This is a genomic window from Salinimicrobium sp. 3283s, assembly GCF_039602225.1.
Taxonomy (GTDB): domain Bacteria; phylum Bacteroidota; class Bacteroidia; order Flavobacteriales; family Flavobacteriaceae; genus Salinimicrobium; species Salinimicrobium profundisediminis.
Genome location: NZ_CP143631.1, coordinates 918,856 through 938,789 on the forward strand (window position 1 = coordinate 918,856; position 19,934 = coordinate 938,789).

A 19,934-nucleotide genomic window follows, 5' to 3' on the forward strand; every position below is an offset into this window, starting at 1 on the left:
CAACACATCATTTTTGCTATTGCCGGGTAAATTTTCATTTTTTCTGTTTTAGCTTTTCCAGCTTGTTTTTTAATGGGGTTCCAAAAATGCCATTTTTGAGACCTCTTATTTTTTTAATGTCGACTAAAATAAAAAAGCCGCTGCGGTGGCAGCGGCTTTTTGCAATTTTTATCTTTTCAGGATCATGCAATAGAGCGCGCTGCGGAAGTTTTCCACATCATGCACATCATATTACAAATTACCTGGTTCATTTCTTGTTTTGTTCTGTCACAAAGTTAACGACAGAAAACTTTAAGGAACAAATAAAATTGTGATTAATTTTATTTTTTGAGGATTGACAAGGGTTTGCAGGTCGTAGATATCTAATTCACGAGTGATTTTAATGCTGTCTCAGGTTTCTCGCTAAGGCCGCAAAGTATATCGCCGAGATCGCAGATATCTATCTTTACTATTCCTGTTAATTGATCATTGCTCATTGCTACTTGTAACCCGCGCTAAGGATTGAGCAGCTGTTGGAGCTCTTGCCAAACCAGGGTTACACCCACGAATTCAGGAATAATTAAAATACTATTTTAAGGTTTCTCGCTAAGGCCGCAAAGTATATCGCAGATATCTATCTTTACTATTCATGTTAATTGATCATTGTTCATTGCTAATTGTAACCTCGCGCTAAGGATTGAGCGGTTGTTGGAGCTCTCCCAAAGCCGGGAGGCTGTGGGAAGTGACCCGCGAAAGCCTGACGGTGCGACCGGCAGGGAGAACCGGAGCGCCCAAATTATTCTTAATAACGAAGATAAAGCCGCCCCGATTTAAAACAATTTTTATACATTTGCTGATGATAAATCACAGGGAAAAATTTGACTGATTGCAACCCTCTAAAATGCTAAAGCAGTGACAACTACTCTAGCGCTTCTTGTCAAATTTTTTCTGAATTAAAATCTTAAAATAAAGAAGCATGCCATATTTATTTACTTCAGAAAGTGTTTCTGAAGGCCACCCCGATAAAGTTGCTGACCAGATTAGCGATACTCTTCTTGATAATTTCCTTGCCTTTGACCCCGAATCTAAAGTTGCCTGTGAAACCCTGGTGACTACAGGACAGGTGGTGCTTGCGGGCGAAGTAAAGAGTGACACTTACCTTGATGTGCAGTCTATTGCCCGCGATGTGATCAATGATATTGGTTACACCAAGGGAGCTTATAAATTTAGCGGGGACTCCTGCGGGGTGATCTCCCTGATACATGAACAATCCCAGGATATTAGCCAGGGGGTTGACCGCGGAAACAAAGACGAACAGGGTGCCGGTGACCAGGGAATGATGTTTGGTTACGCCACTAAAGAAACTTCCAACTACATGCCGCTGGCCCTCGATATTTCACATAAGATACTTATCGAGCTGGCAAAATTGCGCCGCGAAAATGACGAGCTCACTTACCTGCGGCCCGACTCTAAGAGCCAGGTTACTATTGAGTACAGCGATGACAACATTCCGCAGCGCATTGTGGCTATCGTGGTCTCTACCCAACACGACGAATTTGATGATGATGACCAGCGAATGCTGGAAAAAATAAAGAAAGATATTGTTGAGGTCCTTATTCCGAGGGTGATCAAACAACTTCCGGAATATGTGCAAAAACTATTCAACGACAAGATCAAATACCATATAAACCCTACCGGAAAGTTCGTTATTGGCGGACCTCACGGAGATACAGGTCTTACGGGAAGAAAAATCATCGTAGATACTTACGGCGGAAAAGGAGCTCACGGCGGAGGTGCATTTTCTGGGAAAGACCCCAGTAAAGTAGACCGGTCCGCAGCTTACGCGGCAAGGCATATCGCTAAAAATCTTGTGGCTGCAGGAGTAGCCGATGAAGTTTTGATCCAGGTTTCTTATGCCATTGGGGTGGTAGAACCCACTTCTCTATTCGTGGAAACCTACGGCACCAAAAAAGTGGATATAAGCCACGGGGAGATTGCAGAAAAAGTACTGCAGATCTTTGATATGAGACCCGCTGCCATTGAAGAAAGACTCGGACTTAGAAACCCAATTTATAGGGAAACCTCAGCTTATGGTCACTTCGGAAAAGAGCCGCGAAAAGAAAGAAAAGTATTCAAGAGCCCCTACAACGGAGAAAAGACTATAGAAGTAGACCTGTTTACCTGGGAAGCACTTGACTATGTGGACAAAGTAAAAGAAGCATTTGGATTGGAGTAGATTTGAGATTTGAGACATCATAACAAAAAATCCAAATCCTAATATAAAAAACCCGGGGCTAAGGCTCCGGGTTTTTTATTAGTTCTAAAGATCTGGATTTAGTAATATGTGATCTTACAAATAGGTTTATGAATTTGCACTTTTTCAAAACCTGTACACAAATCCCAGCAGGTATTGATCGTTGCCACTGGAGAAGGTGAGCTGCATATTTTCCCGTTGGTAAGGGCTGGTGAAAATAAAACTGCTCCCAATGCCTACCACCGCCCCGGCAAGTATATCATAGCCGTCATGCCTTGTAGCATTGATGCGGCTGTAAGCCGTCCAACCGGCCAGCACATACCCGGGAATACTGTATTTAAAGCCATACCTCTTGTGAATAAAGGAAGCTGCCTGAAAGGTAATTGACGTATGCCCCGAGGGAAAGGCCTGCCCCCCACTGTTAAACGGGCGCCTCTTATTAATGGCATATTTAAGACCTGCTGTAACAGCCAGGTTGGTAGCAAAACCTTTGGTGAATTGCCAAAATCCCTTCCTGTCTTTCATCACCACGGTAGTGAGCGCTGCTGTTGCCGGCAAAGCCAGCAAAATAACATCACCACTGGTTTCTACTGCCTCGCTGTTGGGCTCAATGAGCTGTGCCTGTAAATTGGAAGGTATGCTCAATACAAGGCCAAACAGGAAAAGAAAGATGATCTTCTTTACCTGTGTGAAAAACTTGTGCTGATCTTTAAATCCTGATTTCAAAAAACTCTGCATTGATGAACTCTAAAATAAGGTATATTAAATAGTGGGCCTTCCTCCCGTAACCTGCACGGTAGAACCGGTCATGTAACTGGAACCTTCCGATGCCAGTAAGACAAAAGGTGCCGCAAATTCAGACGGTTGTCCCGGCCTTCCCAGCGGAGTATCCTGCCCAAAGGTTTCTACCTCATCCATTGGCATGGTAGACGGGATCAATGGCGTCCACACCGGCCCCGGTGCTACACAATTGGCCCTGATTCCTTTTGGCGCCATAATTTGCCCGAGATTGGCTGTGAAATTTTGAATAGCCCCTTTAGTGGCAGCATAGGCCAGCAGTTGTGGGTGCGGTTTATAAGCGTTGATAGAAGTGGTATTAATAATTGTACTGCCTGGTTTCATGTGAGGTTCGGCAGCTTTTACCAGGTAGAACATTGAATAGATATTGGTCTTGAAAGTCTTGTCCCATTCCTCACTGGGAATATCCTGTATCTTTTCTCTCGCCATTTGAAAGGCTGCATTGTTCACCAGTATATCTACCTGTCCAAACTCATCTACAGCTTTTTGGACGATCTTGCTGCAATGTTCTTCTTCACTTACATCTCCCGGCACCAAAATTGCCTTTTTCCCGGCCTTTATCACCCATCTGGCAGTTTCTTTTGCATCATCGTCTTCTTCGAGGTAAGAAATTAGAACATTAGCTCCTTCTCTTGCAAAAGCAATTGCTACCGCTCTTCCAATCCCCGAGTCGCCGCCGGTAATAATAGCATTTTTACCCTCCAGCTTGCCCGATCCAACATAAGAATCCTCGCCGTGGTCTACTTTGGGCTGCATTTTATCCTCTTTCCCCGGCGTGTCTTTCTGTCGCTCCTGATCTTTAAAAGGAGGTTGTGCTTCTTTCGTTTGTGGATGCTTCATTTCTTTATTGTCATCTTTCATAGCTTAAACTTTTTGAAGAGGTCCCAAAAATGGCATTTTTGACACCTCATGTTTCAGCCTGAATTTAAGAAAAGTAGCTCGCGACGAAGGAATGAAGGGAACTAAAGTTTTGCTAAAAGTCTATTTTAGTACATGTTGCGCCAAAAGCTTCTGCACCTCATAAACATTTACAGATTTATTGAACTTCCTGGAAACACTTGGGTGCTGTTCAGAAGAGATCCATATCTTCAGCTCGGCATCAAGGTCAAAAGTCCCTGCTGTTTCCACACTAAAGCGGGAAATACTTTTGTAGCTTATTGAAAGATATTGGGTCTTGCTTCCGGTGAGGCCCTGTTTATCTACCAAAATGAGCCGTTTGTTGGTGAAGATAAAGGTGTCCCTAAATATTTTAAAACCCGCTTCTATTACTTCGGAATCACAGAGCAGCTGCGCGAAATCGGATTGTAGTTCCTGATTGTCAACTGCACCGGCATTGCCCATTAGTGATGAAAAAATTCCCATGATGATCTCTGTTTTGACAGGAAATTTAAAACAAATATTCGAATCCCGAAGGCATCTGCATGCCAGTCTTTGAGAAAGCTTTAACAAGCTGCCTTTGGTTTAATGTCTATTTTTAGAAAAACCTTAAACTATGGCCTTCTTCGGAAAAGTTAGAAACACCATTAACCTGTTAAAGAACATTGATCTTGACCAACTGGCGAAGATCAATAAACAAATAGATCTTCAAGAAGCTATGCAAACCCTGGGGCAGCTGGATGAGAATCAGCTCAAGGGGCTCATGAAAATGCTGAAGACCAAGCGCCGGAAAGGTCAGCACGACCTGCCACCTATTGACGGCGATTTTTATAATCTCGACCTGAAACTTTCCGAAGAGCAGCGGGAACTACAGCTGAAGGTGCGCAATTTCATGGAAGATGAAGTGCGGCCGCTGGTAAATGACCACTGGAACCGTGCGAAGTTTCCATTCGAGATTATTGAGAAATTCAAAAAACTCAACATTGCCGGAGTACCTTATGAAGGCTACGGCTGCCCCAATTTGCCATTTTTGATGGAGGGCGTTATTGCACAGGAAATTGCACGGGTAGATGTTTCTATCTCCACTTTTTTCGGCGTTCACAGCGGCCTGGCTATGGGTTCTATCTATCTCTGCGGAAGCGATGAGCAAAAAGAGGAGTGGCTCCCAAAGATGCAACGCCTGGAAACCATTGGCGCCTTTGGACTTACCGAACCTAATGTGGGCAGCGGCGCAGCCGGCGGACTCGAAACCACCTGTAAGTGGGATGGAGAAAACTGGGCGCTTAACGGGCAGAAAAAATGGATTGGAAATGCCACTTTTGCCGATGTAATTGTGATCTGGGCCCGCGATGAAGACTCCAACCAGGTAAAAGGATTCCTGGTAAGAAAGGACAATCCCGGCTTTAAGGCCGAAAAAATGGAAGATAAGATGGCGCTGCGTATTGTGCAGAATGCACTTATCACGCTCACCGATTGTAAAGTGCCGGAAAGCGACCGACTGCAAAAAGCAGAGTCCTTTAGAGATACAGCAAAAGTGCTTAAAATGACCCGCGCCGGGGTAGCCTGGCAGGCTGTGGGTTGTGCCAGGGGAGCTTATGAAAGTGCTTTGAAATACACTAAAAAAAGAGAGCAGTTTGGAAGACCTATAGCCTCTTATCAGCTTATACAAAATCACCTGGTAGAGATGATCGCCAACCTCACCTCTATGCAAACCCTTTGTTTCAGGTTGTCCGAACTTCAGGACCAGGGTCTGTTAAAGGATGAACATGCTTCACTGGCAAAAGTCTATACCAGTATGCGAATGCGCGATGTGGTTAGCAGGGCCCGGGAAGTGATGGGCGGCAACGGAATTCTCCTGGAATATGACGTTGCCCGTTTTGTTGCCGATGCCGAAGCTATTTACAGCTATGAAGGCACCAAAGAGATCAACTCCCTTATTGTAGGAAGGGCGATCACGGGATATAGTGCGTTTGTTAACTAAAATCAGACCGTAGACGGTAGACTGTAGATGGTAGTGTTAATCTACCGTCAATTGACTAAAGACTAAAGACTAAACCATGTCATTTCTAATCATAAGTCCGAAGAAAGATCCCAAAGCCTGGGTGGAGGCCTTGAAAGCCGAAGCGCCAGATTTAGATCTGGAAGTATATCCGCAGATAAAAGATCCTTCTAAGGTTGAATATGTGCTTTCCTGGAGACATCCTCACGGTATATACAGGGACTTTAAAAACCTGAAAGTAATTGCTTCCATGGGGGCAGGCATAGACCATATCATTAGCGACAAGGAAATTCCGAAGCACATCCAAATCACCCGTGTGGTCGATGCACAACTAACCAAAGATATGAGCGTATTTGTACTCTCCCTCATTCTTGAACACCTGCGCAACCTGAATGAACATCATTGCAGCAGCGAATGGAAGCCCAAAACATATGGGCGACCGGAAAACACACAGGTGGGAATAATGGGCATGGGCGTACTGGGCGTGGGAGTAGCCGAAAAACTGATCCGGAATAAATTCAATGTCACCGGCTGGTCCCGCACCAAAAAGGAAATCCTGGGAGTCACTACCTATCACGGTGATGAGCAACTGCAGGATTTTCTGGAAGACAGCAAAATCCTGGTGAATTTGCTACCCCTGACTTCAGAAACAAAAAACATCCTGAATAAACACCTTTTTGAGAAGTTACCTGAAGGTGCTTATGTCATAAATGTGGCGCGGGGAGAACACCTTATCGAAGATGACCTTATTGAAATGATCAATACCGGACATCTCACCGGGGCAGCTCTCGACGTGTTCCGGAAAGAGCCTTTACCCGCAGCACATCCTTTTTGGAAGAACAAAAAGATCAAAGTTTCGCCACATATTGCCAGTATTACCCATCCCAAAAGTGTAGTGCCGCAAATCCTCGAAAATTACGAGCGCATGAAAGAGGGAAAGGATTTGAAGAACGTGGTTGACAGGGAGAAGGAATATTAGTATTCAGTGGTCAGTGGTCAGTGGTCACTGATCAGTAAAAAGTATCAAACATAATTTGAAAAATATTAAATCAGAATCTGGAAACGGAGACCCATTTACCCACAACAATAAACAATAAACAACTCCATGAAAGAACTAAAAAACATTCTGGTAGCTGTAGATTTTAATGATGCCGTAGGAGACCTTTTGGGATATGCCGAAGGCCTGGCCCAGAAATTTGGTAGCAAGGTTTGGGTTTTGCATGTCGCAGCACCCCATCCCGATTTTGTAGGTTACGAACCTGGACCGCAGTATATAAGAGACTTTAAAGCAGAAGAATTCCGGGAGGAACACCGCAACCTGCAAATGTACTGCGATAACTTCCTCAGTGAGGAGATAGAAAAAGAGGCTCTCTTGATCCAGGGTTCTACCGTAGAAGCTGTTCTGGAAGAAGCAAAAAAACTACAATCAGACCTGCTTATTGTTGGCACCCATAAACATAGTTTCCTGCATAATTTGCTACAGGAAAGTGTTTCCCTGGAGCTGTTGAAAAAAGCGAGTATACCTATGTTGACAATTCCTATTGAAGAATGATTTTTTAAAGTAATCAGTATTCAGTGCTCAGTCATCAGTAAAAAAAATTTAAAAATATTCATTTTATTATCTGCGTAAATCTGTGAGATCTGCGGGAAACTTTTTAAGGGAGTAAAAAAAACAATCATCAGTGGTCAGTCATCAGTCTTCACTGAAAAATCATCTGTGGGCAGTGCCATTCTGAAATTCTTAATCCTGTTTCCTTTTTCCTGTATCACTTCTCCTGTCTCATAATGGCATTCAACAAAAAATCCCCGCCTTGTAGCGAGGATTTTTGTGAAATAAACCTGTTTGATAAGATCTATAAAATCAGCTGTATGTTTATGCATCTACATCAAGGGCTGCATCTATCCTCGCGATCAAATCATTCCAGTGATAAACACTTAATTGATCATTCGTCCTGTTTCTGCGGGCCCTAAGGTCTCTTCTTAACTGCTCGAGATCTCCACGCATCAATGCAATAACATCGGTAGAAGCAACCTCATCACTCTCCTCCTTTTTTAGATTCTGAACATATCCTGCAGCGGCATCAACATAGGCACGCTGAATGTTCCTTCGATAAGCGTTGACCTCCTGAGATCTGTACAACTCTTCAAAAATGCCTTTTCTAAGGTCGTTCATCATCTCTACTGCGGTATATGCCTCCCGGCCGTTCACCTGCTCATTGGTGATCATGCGTTGCAGGCGGTCTTCATCTAAAAGATCATTCAGTGCTCTGCTCTGCAGGTTCTGTACCCGCTCAATGGCACCCGTAGGTTCAATGCGTGCCAATAGCTCCTTATCCAGCAACCAGTCGGGTGTAGAAAAAGCATGCGTATTTAAAAATTCAATGGCCGCTTCCTGTTTTTCTTCAGGGACATGAGTATAGACAGTTCCTTCCTGGTCGGCTGTTTTTCGGGTTTCGTAAACTCCTCCCACATTGGCTACCACGTGAGAAACGTAGCCTCTCCACATATTGGTAAGTTCGCGGTATACTTCAGTTAATTCGGAATAATCAGCATTATCTTTTGAAGTCCACGCAACTAAATTCGGAACCACCTTCTTAAGGTTTGCGAGTCCGTACTCGCTGGCCTTCACCTGATCGTCACCCAGGCTTTCTCTTTGCGACTGCGGATCAATTCCGCCGTAACCATTTCCGAATTCATAAACAGGATCCCCGGCTTTTTCAAGGATCCACTCGCTTAGAACAGGTTTCTCATCTTCGGGAGAATTGGCTTCAGGAATATACCTGTAGCCCCAGTTGATGGCATAAAGATCATAAGGCCCCATCATCCTGATGTAACGAACTCCTTTATCTTCGGGCTGTGCCACATAATTCACACGGGCATAATCCATAATAGAAGGAGTCAAACCATACTTCTGGGTGAATTCAGGAGAACGCAAGGAATCTGTAGCATAAGCCGAACTCGCCTTCATATTATGCGGTAAACCGAGCGCATGACCTACCTCGTGCGCAATCACCATGCGCATCATTTCCCCAATTTCCTCTTCGGGAGTATTGAGCGTACGGGCAGATTCCAGCTGGGCTCCGGCTTCGATCATGTAACGGTTGCGGTAAGAACGCAGGTGGTTGTGATACCAAATAATATCGCTCTCGATGATCTCCCCGGTACGCGGATCGGTCACACTTGGCCCCATCGCATTTCTCGTGGTACTGGCAACATACCGCACCACCGAATACCGCACATCTTCGGGACTAAAATCGGGATCTTCCTCTTTTGTCGGCGGATCTTTGGCGATCACAGCATTTTTGAAACCTGCAGCTTCAAAAGCCACATTCCAGTCTTCAATTCCCTGTTTAAAATAAGGCCTCCATTTTTCGGGCGTTGCAGGATCGAGATACCACACAATAGGCTTCACCGGCTCTACCAGCTCTCCCTTTTTATAAGCTTCAATATCTTTTGGAACCAGCTGCCAGCGGTTGATTATCCTGTAATCATCACTCTTAAGCTCTTCAGAATTATAATTATATTTTCGGGTGGTAAACCAACCCACACGATGATCGGCCAGGCGCGGCTGCACTTTTTCTTCCGGAAGCAGGATCATAGACTGGTTCATCAACATAGTAATGGTTCCTGCCTGGTCTCTTTCGGGCGGTTCCTCGGCTTCATAGGTCATCACGTGCTTCACCTCAATATTTTCAGGAAAAGCATTGGCTGCGGTAATATAAGAACGCGATTTATCCAGCTTCTTTACCTTGTATCGCTTTTTTAGAGATGGCGAAACACCGTTAATGGCGGCTACTTCTTCCTTAAAAAGATCACTCACTTCTATTACTGCGGAAGTTTTATCGTCGTTATAAGCTGCGATCTTCGAGCTGAAAAGTATAGGAAAGAAATTATTCGCAGCAACCGACTGATAAATAGGAGAACCTTCGTCACTCTCGTTCTCAAAGCTAATCACCTTCATGTCTATATAGTCACCTCGTTTTGACCAGCGCACCACCTGCTCATTGGCCTTGGAACCTGCATTGACATAGCCACCGCCGAAACCTGCGGGCACGCCGGCAATACGGCTCACCAGCAGCATATCTTTCTCCAGCATGTTAAGCGGAATTTCAAAATAGAGCTTTTCCCCTACAAAATGGGTGGTAAAAAGACCTTTGTCACTTTTAGCTGCAGCAGTGATCACCTCAGCGTAAGCTTTGGTATCGCCCTGCTCCTTTTTCTTAGCCGTGGCCTCATCTGTCTTTGCCGGTACTCCTTTTTGCGTTTGGCAACTTACACCAACAGCTAAGAGCAGCCCGTACATGGGTAACTTTTTTATCATGTGAAAATAGGATTTTAAGGATCTCAAGATAAACAATGAAGTTATCATTACGAAATTGGAAATACGATGGTAGAAATACGATGGTAGAAATACGATTTTAGAAGTACGAATTTTTGGAATTTGGTGCCTGAATTTTGGTGCCTGGAATTGTTGTTCAATTCAAATTATCTTCTTTCAAGTTTTGCGTGTTATTCTGAATATATGCCGAAATATTCTGAAAAGATCTGGAATCCCTGATGATACGATCGTGAAACAGCGGTTGCCAGGCGAATGGCAAATTCATCCTGTTGGCATATTTGGTCACTGCCGATTTATAGGAACCAACAATGGATGAAATGGTGTTTTTCCCCGGATTCTGAAACCTTTTTTGTCCGATTGTTTTTTCGGGTTCTGGGGGTTGTTGCCACGGGGATTTATTCCCATTCAAAATAATAATTCCATGAATATGATTGGGCATTATCACGAATTCCCCCCAATTCCACATTTTTCGCATGGTGTAATATTTCATACCACAGCACATTGGCGATCACCCCGGCAGATGACAATTTTATCTCCCCATCATCAACCTCTCCAAAAAAATGTTTCCGGTCTTTGGTACAAATGGTAATAAAATATGCTGCATCCCATCCATAATCCCAATGTTGCAACCGGATGGATCCATTCCGAAATTTATTCCCCGATTTTGCAGACATAAATATTGGGATTTGTTAGGGGGAGGCATTTTAAAGATAGTCAAAAATGCCATTTTTGAAAGGTATTTTTCGAATCAAAGGCCGATGGCATGCCATCGGCCCCATCATTACCAAATAATATTATCCATTTAAACGGAATTTCCATAACCTCCGAAAGAATCCAGTGTGAAAATTCATGGATTAAAACAAAGGTGTAAAAAATGGGATTTTTGGAAGGTATTGTTTCGAATCGAAGGCCGATGGCATGCCATCGGCCACCATTGTTACCAGCAAACGGATAATGTTTCTACTAGAAATCCATTCCTTCAGATATTTTGAACGTCTTCTCCCTGTCTGCACCTTCAGCAGTAAAACCTTCAAAAAATCCCTATATTTAGCCCTCTTAAAATTTTCAAAATTCACTTATGATTCACAAATCCCTACTGGCATTACTTCTGCTAATGACCACCTCCGCCATTTTTGCGCAGGAAGAAGAGAAAAAAGATGACAAAAAATGGGATGTCAACGATCCCTATACTTCAGACTGGAACATCAAGGAAGTTGCCCTCAACACTAATGAAGGCACCTGGATGAACCTCGATGTGAGCCCCGATGGGAAGCAGATCGTTTTTGACCTTTTAGGGGATATTTATCTTATGCCCGCTACTGGCGGGAAAGCCACGGCTCTTACCAGCGGTATGGCCTATGATGTGCAGCCGCGCTTTAGTCCCGACGGGAAAAGCATCTCCTTTACCAGCGACGCCGGCGGTGGCGACAACATCTGGATCATGAATGCCGATGGCAGCGATGCAAAGCAACTAACCAAAGAGAATTTCAGGTTGCTCAACAATGCGGTGTGGATGCCCGATGGCAATGCCATTGTTGCCCGTAAGCACTTCACTTCGGGCCGCTCCCTGGGAGCAGGTGAGATGTGGATGTACCACATAGGTGCAGGCGCTGCGGGGATTCAGCTGGTAGAAAAAGCCAACGAGCAACAGGACATCAATGAGCCCAGCATTTCGCCCGATGGCCGCTACCTGTACTACAGCCAGGATGTGTATCCGGGAGGGTATTTTCAGTATAACAAAGACCCAAACAACCAGATCTACGTGATCAACCGTTATGACTTCGAAACAGGTGAGATCGACCGTGTTAGCGGCGGACCTGGTGGTGCTGCGAGACCACAGGTGTCCCCCGACGGGAAGAAGCTGGCTTTTGTAAAGCGCGTGCGTACCAACTCGGTGCTTTACATCCACGACCTCGAAACAGGCGAAGAGTGGCCGGTTAATGACCAGTTGAGCAAGGATCAGCAGGAAGCATGGGCCATCTTTGGCGTGTATCCCGGCTTTGGCTGGATGCCAAACAGCCAGGAGATCGTTTTCTGGAGCCAGGGAAAGATCAAAAAAGCTAATATTGAGAATGCCAATGTTTCTGAAATCCCGTTTGAGGTGAACAACACCATCAAAATTGCAGAAGCGCACCAGGTGAAGCACAAAGTCTTTTCCGAAGAATTTAATCCGAAGGTAGTTCGCCACGCGGTCACCTCTCCCGATGGAAAGACGCTTGTTTTCAATGCCGTGGGTTACCTGTGGAAGAAAAGCCTTCCGAACGGAACTCCGGAAAGGATCACCAAAGCTGAAGAATTCGAATTTGAACCGGCTTTCTCCCCCGACGGGAAGAGCATCGTGTACGTTACCTGGAGCGATGACAATATGGGCGCTGTAAGAACTGTTGGCCTTAACGGAAGGAATGCCAAAAAACTGACTGCCGAAAAAGGTATTTTCAGGAACCCATCTTATTCAAGTGACGGCCGCATGATCGTCTTTAACAAAGAAGGCGGAAATTCTGACCTCGGAAGAACTTTTACCAAGAATCCCGGAATTTATTTGATGAATGCTTCCGGAGAAAACCTAAGAAAGATCAATGATGAGGGGGAATTCGCGATGTTCAACACCAATGATGACCGCATCCTATTCCAAACGGGCGGATATTTATTCGGAAGTCTTACCAAGAAACTAAAAAGTGTCGACCTCAACGGAAAAGACGAGCGCACGCACATGGAATCAAAGTACGGCGGCCGACTCGTACCAAGCCCCGACAATAAATGGGTGGCCTTTAGCAACCTGCACAAAGCTTATGTGGCTCCGCTGTTAATGACAGGTAAAGCTGTAGAAATTGGTCCAGATTCCAAAACCGTTCCTGTGAGTCAGCTGGCGAAAGATGCGGGGATCAACATCCACTGGTCTAACGACAGCAAGAATGTGCACTGGACTTTGGGAGATGAATATTTCACCAATAAAATTACCGAGCGTTTTACCTTTTTAGAGAACTCGGTAGATTCCATTCCGCCAATCACCGAACAGGGAACAAAGATCGGTTTAAAAGTAAAGACCGATATACCTTCCGGACAGATCGCTTTCACGAATGCGCGCATCATCACCATGAATGGCGACAAAGTGATCGAGAAAGGAAGTATCGTGATTGAAGGGAACAAGATCGTGCAGCTCGGAAATGCTTCCGAAGTAAATGTGCCTAAAAATGCGAAGGTTTACGATGTGAAAGGCAAGACCATCATGCCCGGAATGGTAGATGCGCATGCCCATATTGGCGCCTTTAGATATGGATTAACGCCGCAGCAGCACTGGCCTGCCTTTGCGAACCTCGCTTATGGGGTGACCACTGCGCACGACCCTTCTGCTCTGAGTGAAACTGTCTTTGGGATGGCCGAATTGATCAAGAGCGGCGAAATGGTAGGTCCACGCCTCTACTCTACCGGGATCATCCTTTACGGAGCGGAGGGTGATTTTAAGGCTGAAATTAACAGCCTTGAAGACGCGAGATCTGCTCTAAGAAGAACCAAAGCTTTTGGGGCGACTTCGGTAAAAAGTTACAATCAGCCGCGCCGGGAGCAACGCCAGCAGGTGATGCAGGCCGCCAAAGAACTCGACATGAACGTGGTGCCAGAGGGCGGAAGTACGTTCTTCCACAACATGAACATGATCGTGGACGGGCACACCGGGATTGAACACAACATTCCAATCGCGCCGGTCTATAAAGATATCAAGACGCTTTGGGGCAACAGTAACACCGGTTACACGCCTACGCTCATCGTAAATTACGGTGGAATCAACGGGGAATATTATTTCTACGACAAGCACAACGTGTGGGAGAATGAGAAACTTCTGGAATTCACGCCGCGTTCTGTGATCGATTCCCGTTCAAGACATCGCACCAAAATACCTGATGAAGAATACGAAAACGGACCTATTTTAGTTTCAGAAACTGCAAAAGAACTTTCGGACATTGGCGTAAAAGTGAACATGGGCGCCCACGGACAGTTACAGGGCCTTGGAGCACACTGGGAGCTATGGCTGATACAAATGGGCGGCATGAGCAATATGGAAGCCTTAAAAACTGCCACTATCAACTCCGCCGAATATCTCGGATTGGGTGACGAGATCGGAAGCCTGGAAGTCGGTAAGCTTGCCGATTTGCTGGTATTGGAGGAGAATCCGTTGGAAGACATCCGAAACTCCAACAGCATCATCTACACCATGGTAAACGGAAGACTTTATGATGCCAATACAATGAACCAGATTGGCAACGAGCCGAAAGAAAGACTTAATTTTTACTGGGAAAACAACAATTACAATCCTTCTTTTGGATGGCACGAGGAAGGGCATGCACATGGATGTATGGCGGATTAGGGATTGTATAATGTATAATGTATAATGTATATTGTATAATGGGTGATTAGACCGCTGAGCTGTTAGACGTTAGATTTTAGATTTTAGATTTTAGACTTACTCTTACCGGAAAAAAAGTAAGAGACAAGAACCAGGTCTAAAAAAAAGAAAAGCCGGGATCCTTTGGATTTCGGCTTTTCTTTTTCCTTCAGAACAAGGAGCTTTTTGAATCATATAAGCCTAATTGTAAATATATCTGTCTAAAACCCAGCCCCTCCCTTTCGGGTTAGGGAAAAGGAATGAGTTTTTAGAATGGGGTCTCAAAATAGCATTTTTGAGAGGGTTTTGCCAAGTTGGTCCAGAACTGCCTCTTTAATATATGCCGTCCCTCTGGGACTCTCATTCTTATTATGAAAATCTGGGGCTAGAAATATATCGCCCCTCCGGAGCTCGGATTGGGCTATAGTCCTGTAACTAATTTTATATTAATCCTCCACCTGAAGGTGGGGGCAATTGATGGATTTTAGACCTCTCCTACCCATCCTGCGGGCACCTCGCCAAAGGAGGGGATAAAACAGAAATGCATTGCCTCCGGCTTTAGCCGGAGGACCAAAAAGGACAAAGAGAAAGGGATTTAGCCCAATTCTAAATATCTCTTTCCAAAACCCATTCCCCCTTAAGGGCTGGGGAAAAGGAATGGGTTTTTAGATCGGGGTCCCAAAAATGGCATTTTTGAGAGGAATTTCTCCAGTTGATCCAGAACTACCTCTTTAAATCGATCAGCTCAAGAATTCCACAGGGGTCTGGGCGAGGGTGTTTTGCTCAAGACTGAAGATGATCCTGGTACCCTCAGGCTGTCCCTGCTCATCTTTTTTGTCAATAAGCTCACAATTAATATGGCCGGGATAACTTTTGTTGAAAAGCTCAATCCTTTCTTTTATGATCTGCATGCCCATGCTTTTATGGTCTTTTTCCGAAGATCTTTTTTCTGTGCCGCTTCTGCCCACGCCATTATCATCGATAATGATCTTGACGATCTCTCCTTCAGGAATAACTTCCAGGCGCAGGGTCTTGGTTTCGCGTTTGCTGGGAAGCAGGCCGTGCCAAATGGCATTTTCGATGAGCGGCTGTAGCAGCAATGGCGGGATCAGGATCTTTTCAACTTCGGGCGCATCTTCCCCTTTTATTTCAAAAGTGAAGTCTTTTTCAAAACGGTTCTTTTCAAGGGTAAGATAATATTGAGTCAGCTTAAGTTCTTCAGGTAAAGGAACCACATGCTTTTGTGAGGTTTCCAGCACCATCCTGGTATACCGGCTAAAAACCACCAGGTATTTCATGGCTTTGGCGTTTTGATTGCTTTGTATCAAATAAGTGATCGCATTGAGGCTATTAAATATAAAATGAGGATTAACACGCAGGCGGGTCACCAGGATCTCTGCCCGTGCAAGGTTGCGCTCATAGATCGCCTTCATCTTTTCCTTTTCCTCTTTCAGAATACGGGCGTTGATCTTCTTCTTTGTTTTGATATTCCGGTACTGTAACAGGAAAATGAACAGGATAAACAAAAGACCCGTTGCCAGGAGTAACATAAGGATCCTGCGCCGCTCCAGCTTTTGCTGCTGATTGTCCAGCAGGGTTTGCTGCAGCGCTTTATCCTTTTCAAGCAGCTGAATATGATCTTCCTTTTTCTCTATGTCATATTTGCGAATGAGGGCCGCTATTTCCACATTCTGTTCCGTGAGTTTTATGCTGTCTTCATAAGCTTTACCCTGTTTGAGGTACTGTAAAGCTGCGGAAGGATCCCGCTGCCTTTCGAGTATATTCGACAGCTGGTAGGAATTCTGCATGATCAATCCGTGCTGATTGAGATCTTTGGCGAGCTCGAGGGACCTCTCATAATAATCTTTTGCCGCAACAAACCTATCCTGCCTGAAGCGTACGTCGCCCAAACTCCCAAGGATCTGCGCCTGTTGATGCGCATCTCCCAATTTCTCAAACCTGCTTAAGGCATCTTCAAAATAAGAAGCAGCCCTGTCCAGCTCCTTCCCCTCTTCCAGGTAAGATTTTCCGTAGAATTCGTAAGTGATCGCAAGACCGTAATCGTCGTTTCTCTCCCGGTTTATCCCAAGCAGTTCATCCAGGTACTTTCGCGCGGTTTTATACTCTTCCTTATCAATATAATAATCGCTTATAGAAAGATAATTCATGGCCACCCCAAGGCTGTTGCCCCGTTCCTTTTCGGCTTTGAGAGATCGTTCAAAGTAACTCAATGCCTCATCCTGTCTTCCGGGAATATTCCCCAAAGTGTTACCTATTCCATTCCCGGCTATAGCGATATTTTTAAGATCGTTCTCCTTTTCGGCAATCTTCAGGGCCTTCATGTAAAAGGAAACGGCCGTATCATATTTTTGGTTGTAACGCCCTGCCACTCCTGCATTGTTGGCAAAGATCATTTTAAAAACAGGATCGACCTCCATGTCTTTTACCAGGTCAAAAGCTTTGGTATGCAAAGAAAGCGACTCATCGTAACGCTGATGATACCTGTAAAGCAGCCCCAGGTTATCAAGCGTCCTGGCGTATAGCAGGGAATCGCCTGTATTTAATGACTCCTGAATAATGCCCCTCGCAAGGTCATATTCCTCTTCTTCCGTGTGGTTTTCCCGGTGAAACTCCCTTAGCATTTGTATACCATAGACCACCTTTAGGGAATCATTGGTTTCCGCTTCAAAAGATGTTTTAAGGCTATCGAGCCGGGATTGGGAAAAGCCGGTGGTGGCGCACAACAGGATCAACAGGAAGCCCAACACAGCTGATGTACTGTAGAATTTCTTTGAAATATTCAACAGAAGCTTCCGCAGAAGAAAGATGACACAAATTTTATTAAGCCGTTTTGGTAATTGCATCAAATAAGTTTGTGATAAGGTCCTTTTTACTTTTGCTCACCGGGATGGATTTTCCATCCTGCATTACAAGATAGCCGCCATCATTCCGGTAGTATTTCTTCATGTAATTCGGATTAATGAGATAGGATTTATGAATTCGGATAAAGAAATATTTATCGAGCAGTTTCTCAAATTCCTTTAGGGTTTTGCTCAAAACCAGTTTTCGGTTGTTGGTAGTAAACAGTAATGTGTAGTTATTCTGGCTTTGGCAATATAAAATATCGTTTGTCTCGATAAACTCGAATCCTTCGGTCACCGGCACCGCTATTTTATTCTTCAGGATGCCTTCCCTTTTCATATAGTTCAACAGCTCATTCATTCTGTCTGAAGAAATATCTTTCTTCAATTCCCTTTCTTTCTTCCATTGCTGCACTGCCGAAATAAATTCAGCTTCATCAATGGGCTTGAGTAAGTAATTTACCGCCCTGGCCTTAAAAGCCTGCGCGGCATACTGGCTGTAGGCGGTGGTAAAGATGACATCAAAATCTTCTTCGGAAAGCTGGTCGAGCAATTCAAAGCCATTCATTCCCGGCATTTCCACATCCAGGAATAGCAAATCGGGCTTTACATTGGGAATAGCTACAAGGGCATCTTCAGGTTTGGTCCCTTTGAAAACGATCTCCGCCTCGGGAAATTTGCTCTTAATATGCAGGACCAACCCCTCCACACAATGCACCTCATCGTCTACAATCGCTACTCTCATATTGGATAAACTTCAAAAAATCAACAGATTATACTAATAAATATAGGTTTAATAAATGACCTTTTAAAAAACCAGCCACTTAAATACTGATATGCCTGAGGAAAAACCCCGTATGAGTTAGGCAGCACAATAACTTACCGCCAGCTCTTTAAACAGCCTTTGAATAATTTTTACCCGTATTTCCCTAATTGACAACTGCCTTACACTCATTTACCACCCCCGTAAACCTCTAATTTTATGACTTTTACACCAAACAATCAGAAAAAAATGACTTCTGAAAAATTCTAAACTAACCTTGAACTATTACAGAATGAGAACGAAATTACTTTTTACTGCCGCTTTAATTTTCCTGGGAACCTGCTTTGTGACCAACGCACAAAATGATACCCGGCTTGGGGCCATGGTCGCTTATGGTACTGAAATAGAAAACGTGGGAATTGGCGTTAATGCTGAGATACCTGTTATGGAAAAACTCAACATCTCTCCCGGCTTCATTTATTACTTTCCAAAAGATGAATATGGGGTGAGTTTAAACTGGTGGGAAATAAACGGAAATGCCAATTATTACTTTGTAGAAAACCAAAGCCTGAATTTTTATGGCATTGCGGGACTCAATTACACCCATGTAAAATTCGATTTTGACGAATCACCTTTTGGGGACTCTTCCATGGAAACCAGTGACGGAAGATTTGGTGTAAACCTGGGGGCGGGCGCGAATTTCGAGATTGGAAGCGGCATCACTCCTTTTGCCGAAGTTAAATATGTCATCATAGATGGAAGTCAGCTGGTGATTGGAGCGGGTGTGAAATTCAGCATCTAAGTCATTATAATTCTGAAAATAGCTTTCTAACCAACCAATTTTTAAGCTACTTCTTACCAGAGACCAGAGCCTTAATTCTAATCCTAAAAATTACTTCTATGGAAACCGGAAACACACAAACTGAAACCCAAAACAATAATACCAAAGATACTACAGTGGCAGTCATCGCTTATTTGACCTTCATAGGTTTAATCATAGCCTTTGTGATGAACAATGAGAAAAAAGATGCATTTGCTGCCTACCATATCAAGCAGTCTTTAGGATTAACTGTTTGTGGCATCGCTGTTTTTGCTGTGGGAATGATCCCTGTCCTGGGTTGGCTGGTGAGTTTTTTCGGGTCTATCTTCCTGTTGTATTTATGGATCATGGGGCTTATAAACTCCATTAACGGAAAGATGAAACCAGTACCTGTATTGGGAGACAAGTTTGAGGAGTGGTTCAGGAATGTATAGGGACCTTTTAATTCGAAGCCCTGCATCAAATTGTCAAAAACAACCAAAATTTAAAATTATGAAAATCAAATCTATATTTCTTTTAATGATCTTTTTCGCAGTCTTTACAGGCTTTCAGTCCTGTTCAGATGATGACTCCGGAAGCGATGATGATACTGCCGGATGTGCAAATTTTGAAGCAGAATACGAAGATGTAACAACAGCGCTGACAGCTTTTTCTGAAAACCAGACTACTGCAAATTGTGAAGCATACAAAAATGCACTCCTTGACTTTTATGCAGATTTCAATGACTGCCCTTATTGGGGAGATTATTACCAGGAGGCATATGAACAAATACAGGCTATGGATTGTAGTGGCCTTGAAACCAACTAAGAATTAACCATTTTAAATATAGACCTGAAGTCATTTGGGGGAGTGATTTTGGGTCTGCAG

Annotated in this window: 17 protein-coding genes; 8 read left to right on the top strand and 9 right to left on the bottom strand. The window is 44.2% G+C overall.

Annotation, left to right across the window (positions count from 1 at the left end):
- Window positions 1-955 precede the first annotated feature (955 nt).
- Entirely contained in the window at window positions 956-2,215 is a 1,260-nt protein-coding gene (gene metK, locus VS868_RS03965) for a methionine adenosyltransferase (protein WP_266069306.1), read from the top strand.
- Window positions 2,216-2,359: 144 nt separating this feature from the next.
- Here metK and VS868_RS03970 read toward each other — a convergent pair whose 3' ends face one another.
- The 3 genes from VS868_RS03970 to VS868_RS03980 form a co-directional block, all read right to left on the bottom strand.
- The gene (locus VS868_RS03970) at window positions 2,360-2,959 is read right to left on the bottom strand and encodes a phosphatase PAP2 family protein (RefSeq protein ID WP_266070513.1); all 600 of its coding nucleotides are present in this window, start codon (window positions 2,957-2,959) and stop codon (window positions 2,360-2,362) included.
- A gap of 36 nt (window positions 2,960-2,995) precedes the next feature.
- On the bottom strand, window positions 2,996-3,892 hold the full coding sequence (locus VS868_RS03975; protein ID WP_345599281.1) for an SDR family oxidoreductase: 897 nt from the start codon (window positions 3,890-3,892) through the stop codon (window positions 2,996-2,998).
- A 120-nt stretch (window positions 3,893-4,012) separates the two neighbouring features.
- Window positions 4,013-4,393: a PH domain-containing protein gene (locus VS868_RS03980; RefSeq protein WP_266070511.1), complete on the bottom strand. Its 381-nt coding sequence runs from the start codon at window positions 4,391-4,393 to the stop codon at window positions 4,013-4,015.
- Window positions 4,394-4,523: 130 nt separating this feature from the next.
- Between VS868_RS03980 and VS868_RS03985 the strand changes: the two genes are divergently transcribed.
- From VS868_RS03985 to VS868_RS03995, 3 genes are all read left to right on the top strand, one after another.
- Window positions 4,524-5,888: an acyl-CoA dehydrogenase family protein gene (locus tag VS868_RS03985; RefSeq protein WP_345599282.1), complete on the top strand. Its 1,365-nt coding sequence runs from the start codon at window positions 4,524-4,526 to the stop codon at window positions 5,886-5,888.
- Between the two features lie 76 nt (window positions 5,889-5,964).
- A complete protein-coding gene (locus VS868_RS03990) occupies window positions 5,965-6,885 on the top strand; it encodes a glyoxylate/hydroxypyruvate reductase A (protein WP_345599283.1) in 921 nt (306 codons plus the stop codon).
- 126 nt (window positions 6,886-7,011) lie between these two features.
- Window positions 7,012-7,458 (top strand): universal stress protein, encoded by a 447-nt coding sequence (locus tag VS868_RS03995; protein WP_266070508.1) that lies wholly within the window; start codon window positions 7,012-7,014, stop codon window positions 7,456-7,458.
- Window positions 7,459-7,592: 134 nt separating this feature from the next.
- On the opposite strand, the gene VS868_RS04000 is transcribed toward VS868_RS03995, so the two are convergent.
- The 4 genes from VS868_RS04000 to VS868_RS04015 all read right to left on the bottom strand — a co-directional run bounded on the left by VS868_RS04000 (window position 7,593) and on the right by VS868_RS04015 (window position 10,919).
- Window positions 7,593-7,787 (bottom strand): hypothetical protein, encoded by a 195-nt coding sequence (locus tag VS868_RS04000; protein WP_266070507.1) that lies wholly within the window; start codon window positions 7,785-7,787, stop codon window positions 7,593-7,595.
- Window positions 7,780-10,227, bottom strand: coding sequence for a zinc-dependent metalloprotease (locus VS868_RS04005; RefSeq protein WP_345599284.1), 2,448 nt, complete (start codon window positions 10,225-10,227; stop codon window positions 7,780-7,782). Before VS868_RS04005 ends, VS868_RS04000 begins: the two co-directional genes overlap by 8 nt.
- A gap of 154 nt (window positions 10,228-10,381) precedes the next feature.
- Window positions 10,382-10,684, bottom strand: coding sequence for a hypothetical protein (locus VS868_RS04010; protein ID WP_345599285.1), 303 nt, complete (start codon window positions 10,682-10,684; stop codon window positions 10,382-10,384).
- Window positions 10,641-10,919, bottom strand: a complete 279-nt coding sequence (locus VS868_RS04015; RefSeq protein ID WP_345599286.1) for a hypothetical protein — start codon at window positions 10,917-10,919, stop codon at window positions 10,641-10,643. Before VS868_RS04015 ends, VS868_RS04010 begins: the two co-directional genes overlap by 44 nt.
- Before the next feature lie 404 nt (window positions 10,920-11,323).
- On the opposite strand from VS868_RS04015, the gene VS868_RS04020 reads away from it, so the two are divergent.
- Window positions 11,324-14,605 (top strand): amidohydrolase family protein, encoded by a 3,282-nt coding sequence (locus tag VS868_RS04020; RefSeq protein WP_345599287.1) that lies wholly within the window; start codon window positions 11,324-11,326, stop codon window positions 14,603-14,605.
- Window positions 14,606-15,363: 758 nt separating this feature from the next.
- Here the strand turns inward: VS868_RS04020 and VS868_RS04025 are convergent.
- Together VS868_RS04025 and VS868_RS04030 are read right to left on the bottom strand one after the other, a co-directional pair.
- Window positions 15,364-17,487, bottom strand: a complete 2,124-nt coding sequence (locus tag VS868_RS04025) for a tetratricopeptide repeat protein (RefSeq protein ID WP_345599288.1) — start codon at window positions 17,485-17,487, stop codon at window positions 15,364-15,366.
- Window positions 17,465-18,229 (bottom strand): LytTR family DNA-binding domain-containing protein, encoded by a 765-nt coding sequence (locus tag VS868_RS04030; RefSeq protein ID WP_345599289.1) that lies wholly within the window; start codon window positions 18,227-18,229, stop codon window positions 17,465-17,467. The genes VS868_RS04025 and VS868_RS04030 overlap by 23 nt, the downstream gene beginning before the upstream one ends.
- A gap of 310 nt (window positions 18,230-18,539) precedes the next feature.
- Between VS868_RS04030 and VS868_RS04035 the strand changes: the two genes are divergently transcribed.
- The 3 genes from VS868_RS04035 to VS868_RS04045 all read left to right on the top strand — a co-directional run bounded on the left by VS868_RS04035 (window position 18,540) and on the right by VS868_RS04045 (window position 19,874).
- Window positions 18,540-19,049: an outer membrane beta-barrel protein gene (locus VS868_RS04035; protein ID WP_266070501.1), complete on the top strand. Its 510-nt coding sequence runs from the start codon at window positions 18,540-18,542 to the stop codon at window positions 19,047-19,049.
- Window positions 19,050-19,147: 98 nt separating this feature from the next.
- Window positions 19,148-19,501 carry a hypothetical protein gene (locus VS868_RS04040; protein ID WP_345599290.1) on the top strand — a complete coding sequence of 118 codons (354 nt, stop codon included), beginning with the start codon at window positions 19,148-19,150 and terminating at the stop codon, window positions 19,499-19,501.
- 58 nt (window positions 19,502-19,559) lie between these two features.
- Window positions 19,560-19,874, top strand: a complete 315-nt coding sequence (locus VS868_RS04045) for a hypothetical protein (RefSeq protein ID WP_266070499.1) — start codon at window positions 19,560-19,562, stop codon at window positions 19,872-19,874.
- The last annotated feature ends 60 nt before the right edge of the window (window positions 19,875-19,934 follow it).